The following is a 9816-nucleotide window of genomic DNA, read 5'->3' on the forward strand; positions in this document are numbered from 1 at the left end:
ACCTGCCCGCCCATGAAAGCCCGCAGCGACTGAGGAATCCGCCACACACTCCGCCTGACGCGCCAAACGTCGCGATCCACCGGCGTCCCCAACGTTCGCCGCTCGCGCACTTGCGTGGATGCCCGATCCAGGCGAGTGCCCCCAAAAAGCCGGGGCTTAGTGAGTCCGCGGTCGTCGTCGGCGCCGTACTGTGTGGCGGATCCCTCAGTCGCTGCCATCGACGGTGTGGGGGCTGGCCTTTCGTGGCCGCTCCATCGGGATGACATCCCGGTGCTCGGATGCGCGTCGGCAGCACGACGGCAGGCCAGTCCGCGAAGGCGGACTTCGGGTGGTTGTTGCCGCGAATTCATTCGCCCGACCAAGCCTGGGCTCACACCACGACCACGGTTCCGCGTCTCGGGGTTCGGTGTCGCTGCCGCGCCCGATCCCAGGCAAGATCCTTCGGCCCGCGAAGCCCGTCGTGCGGGCGAGTGCGGTGCGCCTGGGCCTCTGGATGACGGATTGCCGTTTGCGTCAGTCGCCGAGCCTGATTCCCACTTCCCTGCGGTTCCTTGCCCCTCCCCGGAACAAACCATAGCTTCGGGCCGGTATTAAGCGCGGTTCCGGGCCTCTCGTCCTGGGCCGCGCCGTTCGGGGCGGGCACGTGCCGGCCCCCTTGTTCTTTCCATCGCCGCCAGACCTGACTGATGACGCGAATCACGCGGACCGCCCTGCTGCTGGCTTCCGCCCTCCTGTTGGGCCCCGGCACCGCCGCCGCCCAGAGCATCCCCTCGCCGTTCCGGCGGATCGAGACCACGCAGAGCATCCACGTCTTCGGCGGGTACATGGTGCCGGACCAGAACGTGGCCCTCGACGACAGCACCTCGATCCCGCTGGGCCCCGAGGCGGGCCCGGTCGTGGGCGTGCGCTACCAGATTCGCGCGAGCGGCCCGCTGTCCCTCGAGGGATCGATCGGCATCAGCCCCACGCAGCGCCGCCTGTTCGGGCCGGAGTACCTGGCCGACTCCACCCGCCTCGAGGTCGAGGACCTGGGCGTGGACGTTCCCTCCCTGGTGGTCATGGGCGACGTGGGGCTGCGCTTTCACCTGACGGGACCGCGCACCTGGAACGGGCTGGCCCCGTTCGTCGTGGGCATGGGCGGCCTGGTCGGCGACCTGGCGGGTGGCGACCCGGCCGAGGAGGAGGCGGAGCTGGACGACCTCGAGCGCTTCCGCTTAGGCCCCGGCTTTGCGGTAGGCGCTGGCCTCGGGACCGACTGGTTCCCCGCGCAGAACGTCTCGCTGCGGCTTGAGCTTACCGGCCGGCTGTGGCGGATGAACACGCCCGAAGGGTTCTCCATCGCGCGCACCGAGCGCGGCGAATGGAACCCGGTCGCGGGGCTGACGGTCGGGGGAGCGTTCCACTTCTAAGCACCGCGAGGGAGGCCGCATGGCGGCACGATACAGGGGCGACATCTTCGACTTTTCCGGGATGAGCGACGAGGAGCTGTACGACGTGGTCGTGCAGCACCTGCAGGAGCATCCCGAGATCGACCAGGGCTGGGTGGACGTGGCCGTAAAGGACGGGCACGTGACCCTTTCCGGCCGGGTGGGCAGCGACTCCGAGGTGTCCGTCGCCGAGCAGGTGATCGTGGAGATCCTGGGCATCCAGGAGTTCACGAACGAGCTGATCGTCGACGAGCTTCACCGCGGCACGCTTCCGGAGGCGGCGGACGAGGCCGTGATGATGGACATGGAGACGGACTCGCAGCTCGGCGACACCAACGAAAACCAGTCCGACACGGCCGCGCACCTGGTGGAAGACCTGGCGGGCCAGATGTACGGCACCCACAGCATCACCGAAGCCGTCAACGAGGGCACGCCCTACGTGCCACCCGACCGGCCGGTCGGCGAGGGGTATGGCTCGAGGGAGAGCCACTGAACGGAAGTGCGTGAGTGCGTCAGTGCGGAAGTAACTGAGAGCGGGTCCCGGCGCACTGTGCCAGGACCCGCTTCTGTTTATCTGTTTCGCACTAACGCACTAACGCACTCACGCACTCGGTTCCGACGACGTTCCGTGCGTGCTCTGCGGAAGCAGGTCGCCGTGCGCGGGGCCGGCTTCGTCCAGGCGCACGCGGATGTGGTTGAGCACGCCGCGCACGCCCATGGTTTCCCACGCATCGTCCCAGGCATAGCGCGCTTCCAGGAAGTCGTCCACCTCGCCCGTCAGCGTGACGATGCCATCCTCCACCTCCACGCCGATGCGGTCGACGGCCACCCACACGTCCTCGTACAGGCGCTGGCGGACGGCGGCCAGGATCTCGCCGTCGTCCATGCCCAGGTCGGTATCGTCCACCTCGTAGCCGTAGCGCGGCCCACGCTCCGGCCGCTGGTTCAGCTCCGGGTGGCGCTGGTAGACGTGGTCGGGAAGGAACGGCGCCCGCGCGTATCCGCCCTCGTCGCCGTAATCTTCGGCGTACCCGCCCCAGGCGCGCTGCATGGGCGCGCGCCCGGGCCCGAATCCGCCGCCCGCGTCGTAGCCCCGGGGGCGCCCGCCGCCCGGAACGCCGTCGAACCCGGGATACGCGTCGCCGTAGATCCCCCGGTCGTACCGGTCGAAGCCCCCACGCCCGAACGGGCCACCGCCCCCGCCCCACGGCGCGCCGCCCATCGGCCCGCGCGGGCGCCAGCCGCGGTCGTAGCCGCCCATCGGTCCCGGGCCGCCCTGCCATCCACCCCGGTACGCGTCGTATCCGCGCATCCTCAGCCTCCCGTTCGCGTTCCGTCCCATCCCGCTCGTGCGGCGCCGGCGCGCAAGACGCGTTCCGGCTCCGGGTTGTTCCGGCGCCCCCGCGCCGGTAGCTTCGGGCCAGGCAACTCCACTTTTCGGCACGCGATGACGGACTCCGGCGCACCGCCCTCCCCCACCCCGCTGGGCGCGATCCTGGCGGGTGGCGCCAGCCGCCGCTTCGGCGCACCCAAGGCGCTGGCGCCCGTCGGCGGGCGGCGGATCGTCGACCGCGTTCAGGACGCGCTGACGCAGGTGGCGGATCCGGTGGTGATCATCGCCAACGACGCCGCGCTCTTCGCAGATCTCGACCTGCCGATCCGCCCGGACGACGTTCCCGGGCTGGGCGCCCTCGGCGGCATCCGCACGGCGCTGCGCTGGGCGTTGGAGATGGGCCGCACGGGCGCACTGGTCGTCGCCTGTGACATGCCGTTCGTCAGCGCCGATCTGCTGCGGGCGGTCGTGGACCGGGCTGCATCCACCGATGTGGACGCGGTCGTCCCCGAGAGCGGCGGGCGGCGTGGGATCGAGCCGCTGTGCGCCTGGTATTCCGTCCGCTGCCTGCCCGAGGTCGACCGCATGCTGGCGGATGGCGAGCGGCAGTCCTTTCGACTCGCGGACCGCATCCGCGCGGCCCGCATTCCGATCCATCAAGTCCGGCGCATCGGCGATCCGGGCGTCCTCTTCCTCAACGTGAACACGGTGGACGATCTTCGCGCGGCAGAACGCATCACCAGCCCCGAGATGCCGCCGGTGGTGTGCATCGTCGGTAAGAAGAACAGCGGCAAGACTACACTTGCGACCGCCCTCCTGGCCGAATTGAAGCGCCGGGGATTCCGCGTGGCTTCCATCAAGCACGGGCACCACGCGTTCGAGACCGACCAGCCCGGGCGCGACAGCTGGCGGCATTTCAACGAAGGTGAGGCCCAGGCGACCATCATGGCGGGCGAAGGAAAGATCGCGCTGGTGATGCGGATCGACGGCGAGCCCGATCCGCGGCAGCTGGTCCGCGACTTCTACACGGGGCGCGGTTACGACCTGGTGCTGATCGAGGGCTACAAGCAGGGCCCGTTTCCCCGCATCGAGGTCTTTCGCCGCGCCGTCCACGATCGCCCGATCCACGACCTTGCCACCCCCGATCCCCTGCTGACCGCCATCGTGACCGACGATCCCGATCTCATCTGCCCCGTCCCCGTCGTCCTGCTCGACCCGGGCGATCCGCACGCGCACGTGGCGCGGGTCGCGGACCTGGTGATCGACCGCTTCCTGGCGGGTGCGAATGCCCGCTGAGCGCGCCCCCGACTGGCTGAGCGCGGGCGACGCGCTGCAGGCCATCCTGGCTGGCGTCCAACCGCTGGCTGCGGAGGAGCGGCCTCTGATGCAGGCGCTCGGCTCGGTGCTGGCGGAGGACGTGGTGTCTCCCGTGGACCTGCCGCCCTGGGACAACAGCGCGATGGACGGGTTCGCCGTGCGCGCGGCCGACGTCCTGGGCGCCTCGCCCGAAGCGCCGGTGACCCTGCCCGTGGTGGACGACGTGCCGGCGGGCCACTTCGCCTCTCGCGCCCTGGGCCCGGGCGAGGCCATCCGCATCATGACGGGCGCGCCGGTGCCGGATGGGGCGGATTCGGTGATTCGCGTGGAGCACACGGACGGCGGCGTGGAGATCGGGGCGGCGGCCGGCCGCGTGACCATCCACCTAGATGCGGACACGGGGCGGAACGTGCGCTCGCGCGGCGAAGACGTGGACGAGGGCGACGTGGTGCTCCGCGCCGGGACCGTGCTGCGCGCCGCGGAGATCGCCTTGGCGGCCGCGGTGGGGCGCCCCTCCCTCCGGGTGGTGCGCCGGCCCGTCGTCGCCATCCTGGCATCCGGCGACGAGCTGGTGCCGGTGGAAGAGTTCGAGCAGGTGCGCGCCGGGCGGCGGATCGTCAACACCAACAGCTACGCGCTCGCCGCGCAGCTGGCCGAGGCGGGGCTGGAGGCGCGCGTGCTGGGCATTGCCCGCGACACGCCCGAGAGCCTGATCGAGCACCTGAAGCTTGCAGCCGGCTGCGACGCGCTGATCACCACGGCGGGGATCAGCGTGGGGGAGCACGATCATGTGGCGGGCGCGCTGCAGGCCATGGACACGGAGGTGGACTTCTGGCGCGTACGCGTGCGGCCGGGCTCGGCGCTGGCATTCGGACGGGTGGGCGCGCTGGGGGGAATCCCGTGGTTCGGGCTGCCGGGGAACCCGGTGTCGACCATGGTGACGTTCGCGCTGTTCGTGCGCCCCGCGCTGCTGCGGATGTGCGGGCACACGCGCATCCACTTTCCGTCGATGACGGTGCGGCTGGCCGTGCCCTACTCGGCCCGGGGCGACCTGATGCACCTTCCCCGCGTGCGGCTGGACCGGCAGGCCGACGAGTCGTTCCTGGCGCAGCTGACGGGGCCGCAGGGATCGGGGATCGCCAGCTCCATGACGGCCGCGGACGGGCTGGCCATCGTTCCCGCCGGGGCGGAGCTGCGGCCCGGCGGCGCGGTGCGCGTGGTGGTGCTGAACGGCGCGCCGCTGGTGGAGCAGCCGCCGGTGTAGGGCGGCGGCGCGGGCGTTGCGTAGCCGGGAGATCCAGACACCTGACCCGCACCGAGAGGCGTAGATGGCGAGCGGACCCGATCCGAACCGATTCCAGACCACCGACCCGGAGCTCGGGGCGTCGGACCGCGCCCACGGCGACACCATCGGTGACGTAAAGTCCACCCGGATGGGGCTCTCCGGCTGGGGAATCGTGATCGTCGCCCTCGTCGTCGCGGCCTTCGCCCTGTCGCTGATCTTCTGAGCGGCGAATCGGCTCCACGACGAACGCGGCCGGCCTCCCGATGTGGGAGCCGGCCGCGTGGCCGTCCAGCGGTGGAGTTTACTCGTCGTTTCCTTCGAGCTTGAACCAGAGCTTCACCTTCACCTGGTACTCGCGGATGTCGCCACCGCTGATGTAGCCGCGCTGCTCCACGACTTCCAGCCACTCCAGGTTCCGCATGCTTTCGCCCGCGCGCTTTACCGCCGCGCGCGTGGCATCCTCGAAGCTCTCGGACGACGTTCCCACCATCTCGATCGATTTGAACACGCCACTCATCTTCCGCTCCCGTTCAGGCCAATCCGGACCCGTCGTCCGGCCGCGCCCCCGGGGGCAAGGGACGTTCCACCAGCATGCAACGAGCTGTCATCCAAGAGCTGATGGCGCCCTCACAAGCCTGTCATCCTGAGGCCCAGGCGCGCCAAACCGGCCCGTGGCACCTGCCGCGCGGGCCGAAGGATCTAAACGCGGGCACGTACGAACCAGGGCGCGGCAGCGGTCACGGCAGCCGAGGCCTCGGCTTCCGTGGGGGCCCTCACCCGGCCGCGCTGACACGCGTGCCACCCTCTCCCACAAACAGCGTGGGAGAGGGGGTACACTTCGGGTTTTGGTGCGGCGGGACAGCCCGGTGCCCGGGCCGGCGCCCCCAGCCCCAACCCTTCCCCCGCAAACGGCGCGGGGAGAGGAGGTACACCCCTTGCTCCCCACCCGGGGAGGCAATCTGGCATGGGGACGAGCCCGAGCGATCGCATGCTGGGACCAGCCGTCGACGCCCGCCGGTGCCCGGTGGGGTCCACAGCCGCAACACTTCCGGAGAGGACCTCATGCGGTACGTTTTTTTGTTTCTAGTGCTGCTACAGTCGCTTTCGGCCGGACCGGCGCGTGCGCAGGAAGTCGAATCTCTGCCGCCGCACGGTGCGGCAGCGCCGCAGGGAGCGCCCATCGTTTTGCTGACACCGAGCAGCCCCCTGGAGTACGCGCAAGGTCTCGCCCCGCACCCGGTAGATGCCGCGCCACGCGACCGCAGGCGCGGAGCGCTCTGGGGTCTGGCGGCTGGAGCCCTCGTTGGGGGTGCCGGGTTCGCAGCCGTGACATGGGTCGCCAATCGGGGTGAGGCTGGCGAGGACTACTGGCCGTTGGCGCTCGTCGTAGGGTCGGCGGCAGGGGGAGCGGTGGGCTTGGTGACGGGCGCCCTGATCGGCGCGCCGGAGCGACAGCGTGAAGATTCCGTGCGCACAAATCTGCTGGTGCTTCCCGGGGCGGACCGCACGACCCAGGTGGGGGTTTCGATCGCATTCTGAACGCTTCGGCTGGGCTCCCCTCCATCCCCCCCACCACCTCGGCGACCGGGGTGCGGCGAACTGCTCCGAGCGGACGACCAGGTCACCCGAGGGTGCGCCGATCACCCGAAGCGCAATTCAGGTCTCCCCCTCCCCTGCGCAGCGGGGGACGGGGGCCGGGGGGAGGGGGCTCCCAGAGGCATGCGCCGAATCCCGTCGAACCTCGCCCGAAGTTCTCCCCTCTCCCGCGCCGTTTGCGGGGGAGGGGCCGGGGGAGGGGGCTACGTGGTGCGGCTCAGCTCGAGGGTGCTCAGCTCTTCGGCGCGGTAGAGCAGGCGCTGCAGGATGGCGTGCGCAGTGCTTCGGTCGGCGTCGGCCGAGGCGGGAACGGTGGCCAGCAGCGCCTCCACCTCGTCGCGGAGCAGGTCGTACTCGCGCCGAAGCTGCGCCGGCGTCCACCCCAGCCGCGCGCGCTGCTCGCCGTGGCGGGTCGCGATCAGGTGCTGGATGTCGGTTCCGTCGCGCAGCAGCGCCGGCTCGCCGCCGCCCTCGTCCAGCGTCATCAGCTCTTTTCCCAGCTCCACCAGCGTCGTGGCCACGTGGTCCTCCAGCTGGGCGCGGTCCAGCCCCGCCGCATCGGGAATGACGGGGTCGCGGGCCAGGCGGTCGGCCCACCGCCGCACCACCTCGTCCACGCGCTCCGACAGCATCCGCCCCAGTTCCGAAAGCCCGGCCACCTCGCCGGGGCGCATGGGCCACCGCACCGGCTCCTCGGGCGGAATCACCAGCTCGGGCGCGGGGATCGCCGGCAGCCACAGGGTGAAGCACGAGCCCTCGCCCGGCTCGCTGCGGGCCGTCAGGTCGCCCCCCATCCTGCGCGCCAGCCGCCGGCTGATCGCCAGCCCCAGCCCCGTGCCGCCCTGCTCGCGGGTGTACGCCTGGTCCACCTGCGTGAACGGCTCGAAGATGCGCTCGATCTCGTCCGCCGGAATGCCGATGCCCGTGTCGCGCACCTCCACGCCCACCCACGGCCCCTCGCCCAGCCCCGTGCCCGGCGGCTTGCGCGCGCACACGCGCGAGCGGACGGAGATGCTTCCGCCCGCGGGCGTGAACTTCACCGCGTTCCCCAGCAGGTTCACCAGCACCTGCCGCACGCGGTCGGGGTCGCCCCGATAGCGGACGGGGTGCACGTCCGCCTCCGAAAGCGTCACGTTGCGCATGGCAGACTGCGGCGCAACCAGCTCCGCGGCCTGGCGGACGGCGGGAATCAGCGGCTCTTCGCCGGCGCGCACCTCCAGCCGCCCCGCCTCTACGCGCGCCATGTCGAGCACGTCGTCGATCAGCCCGCGCAGGTGCTGGCTGCTGGTGCGCACGCGCCGCAGGTAGTCCGTATGCGTGGAAGAGAGGTCGCCGCCGATGCCCAGCTCCATCAGCTCGGCGTAGCCCACGATGGCGTTGATGGGCGTGCGCAGCTCGTGGCTCATCGTCGCCAGGAACTCGGACTTGGCGCGGCTCGACGCCTCCATCTCCGTGAGCAGCCGCTCGCGCTCCGTATCGGCAAGCATCCGTTCCGTCACGTCGCGCAGCACCAACGTGATCAGCCGCTGCTCGCCGACGGCGGACGTGGAGATGGTGGCCTCGGCGGGAAACTGCGTTCCATCCGCCCGCAGCGCCGGAAACGCCCCGCGGCTCCCGGGCACGGTGCGCGCGGTGCCGCCGGATTCGGCGAACTCGGCCATCTGCCCCGCGGGAACGAAGCGGTCGACGGGGGTGCCCAGCGCCTCCTCGGCGGCCACGCCGAACATCTGCTCGGCGGCGCGGTTGAAGAGCACGATGCGGTGGTCGTCGTCGGTGGTGATGATGGCGTCCATGGCCGAGCCGACGATGGAGGCCAGGCGCGCCTCGCGGTCGCGCAGCTCCTCTTCCGCGCGGCGGCGCTCCGTGAGGTCGCGGGTGACCTTGGTGAAGCCCGAAAGGCTTCCGTCCGGCGCGCGGATGGCGCTGATCAGCACGCTCGCCCAGAAGCGGGTGCCGTCCTTGCGCACCCGCCAGCCCTCCTCCGTGAACCGGCCGTTCAGCGTGGCCTCGCGCAGCACTTCGTCGGGATGCCCGCGCTCTCGCTCCTCGGTGGTATGAAGGAGCGACACGTGCTCCCCCACGGCCTCGGCCTCGGAGTAGCCGCTCAGCCGCTGCGCGCCCAGGTTCCAGGTGACGATGCGGCCGCCGACGTCCAGCCCGTAGATGGCGTAGTCGGTGACCGCCTCGATCATCTCGCGAAAGTGCAGCTCGCGGTGGCCCAGCTCCGCGCGGTGCACCTCCACGCGGTGCACCAGCCAGGCGACGAACACACCCACGACCGACACCACCCCCAGCCCGATGGCGTCGGCCGCGTACTCCTCTGCCTGGGGACCGCGCGGCAGCAGGAAGAGCACGAACCCGCCGACCACGCTGAAGCTCACGGCCGACAGCCCGGCGCGCAGCCCCCCGTACCAGGCCGAGAGCGTGATGGCACCGAGCAGCAGGCCGATCATGTTGCGGTCGACGATCGGGCGCACCGCGAGCGTAAGCGCCAGCGCGCCCGCGGTGAGCGCCAGCGCCACGAGATAGCCGCGTGCTTCCGTGCGGCGCCCGGCCGTCCGGGCGGGTCGAGAAACCCCTGGAGAAGCCACTCGCTCCGTCGAAGTGCGTTGAGGGTGATCCCACAAGCACTGATGCAGGGGCAACTTGCGCGCCGGAGCCGATTGACTGCTGCGTCTGGCTATCGTGGTGCAGAACAGCGCGGCAGCAGGGGGCGTTCCCTGCTGCCGCGCGTCCGCGTGCCGGTGGTGTGTCGCGAGGTTACGAGCCGCGGAGGATGGACGAGGCGGCGGCGTGAAGGCGGGTGTTGGTGGCCAGGGCCGAGGTCCATGCGCCGACGGGCTGGCCGTCGAACTGGG

At 71.2% G+C, this 9816-nt stretch carries 8 protein-coding genes; 5 read left to right on the forward strand and 3 right to left on the reverse strand.

What is annotated here, in order from left to right; translation table 11 throughout:
- The first annotated feature begins 686 nt into the window (after window positions 1-686).
- Together VGB24_RS11495 and VGB24_RS11500 are read left to right on the forward strand one after the other, a co-directional pair.
- Window positions 687-1409 (forward strand): hypothetical protein, encoded by a 723-nt coding sequence (locus VGB24_RS11495; protein ID WP_331073086.1) that lies wholly within the window; start codon window positions 687-689, stop codon window positions 1407-1409.
- A 19-nt stretch (window positions 1410-1428) separates the two neighbouring features.
- The gene (locus VGB24_RS11500; protein WP_331073087.1) at window positions 1429-1920 is read left to right on the forward strand and encodes a BON domain-containing protein; all 492 of its coding nucleotides are present in this window, start codon (window positions 1429-1431) and stop codon (window positions 1918-1920) included.
- 108 nt (window positions 1921-2028) lie between these two features.
- Here the strand turns inward: VGB24_RS11500 and VGB24_RS11505 are convergent, their stop codons facing one another.
- Complete coding sequence (locus tag VGB24_RS11505; protein WP_331073088.1) at window positions 2029-2739, reverse strand: BON domain-containing protein; 711 nt, start codon at window positions 2737-2739, stop codon at window positions 2029-2031.
- A gap of 135 nt (window positions 2740-2874) precedes the next feature.
- On the opposite strand from VGB24_RS11505, the gene mobB reads away from it, so the two are divergent.
- The 3 genes from mobB to VGB24_RS11520 all read left to right on the forward strand — a co-directional run bounded on the left by mobB (window position 2875) and on the right by VGB24_RS11520 (window position 5585).
- Complete coding sequence (mobB, locus tag VGB24_RS11510) at window positions 2875-4056, forward strand: molybdopterin-guanine dinucleotide biosynthesis protein B (RefSeq protein WP_331073089.1); 1182 nt, start codon at window positions 2875-2877, stop codon at window positions 4054-4056.
- The gene (glp, locus tag VGB24_RS11515) at window positions 4046-5341 is read left to right on the forward strand and encodes a gephyrin-like molybdotransferase Glp (RefSeq protein WP_331073090.1); all 1296 of its coding nucleotides are present in this window, start codon (window positions 4046-4048) and stop codon (window positions 5339-5341) included. The genes mobB and glp overlap by 11 nt, the downstream gene beginning before the upstream one ends.
- A 64-nt stretch (window positions 5342-5405) precedes the next feature.
- Window positions 5406-5585: a hypothetical protein gene (locus VGB24_RS11520; protein ID WP_331073091.1), complete on the forward strand. Its 180-nt coding sequence runs from the start codon at window positions 5406-5408 to the stop codon at window positions 5583-5585.
- Window positions 5586-5663: 78 nt separating this feature from the next.
- Here VGB24_RS11520 and VGB24_RS11525 read toward each other — a convergent pair whose 3' ends face one another.
- Window positions 5664-5879, reverse strand: coding sequence for a dodecin (locus tag VGB24_RS11525; protein ID WP_349263915.1), 216 nt, complete (start codon window positions 5877-5879; stop codon window positions 5664-5666).
- A gap of 1282 nt (window positions 5880-7161) precedes the next feature.
- Window positions 7162-9480 (reverse strand): PAS domain S-box protein, encoded by a 2319-nt coding sequence (locus VGB24_RS11530; protein ID WP_331073093.1) that lies wholly within the window; start codon window positions 9478-9480, stop codon window positions 7162-7164.
- Window positions 9481-9816 lie beyond the last annotated feature (336 nt).

This window comes from Longimicrobium sp. (genome assembly GCF_036399935.1).
In the GTDB taxonomy this organism is placed as follows: domain Bacteria; phylum Gemmatimonadota; class Gemmatimonadetes; order Longimicrobiales; family Longimicrobiaceae; genus Longimicrobium.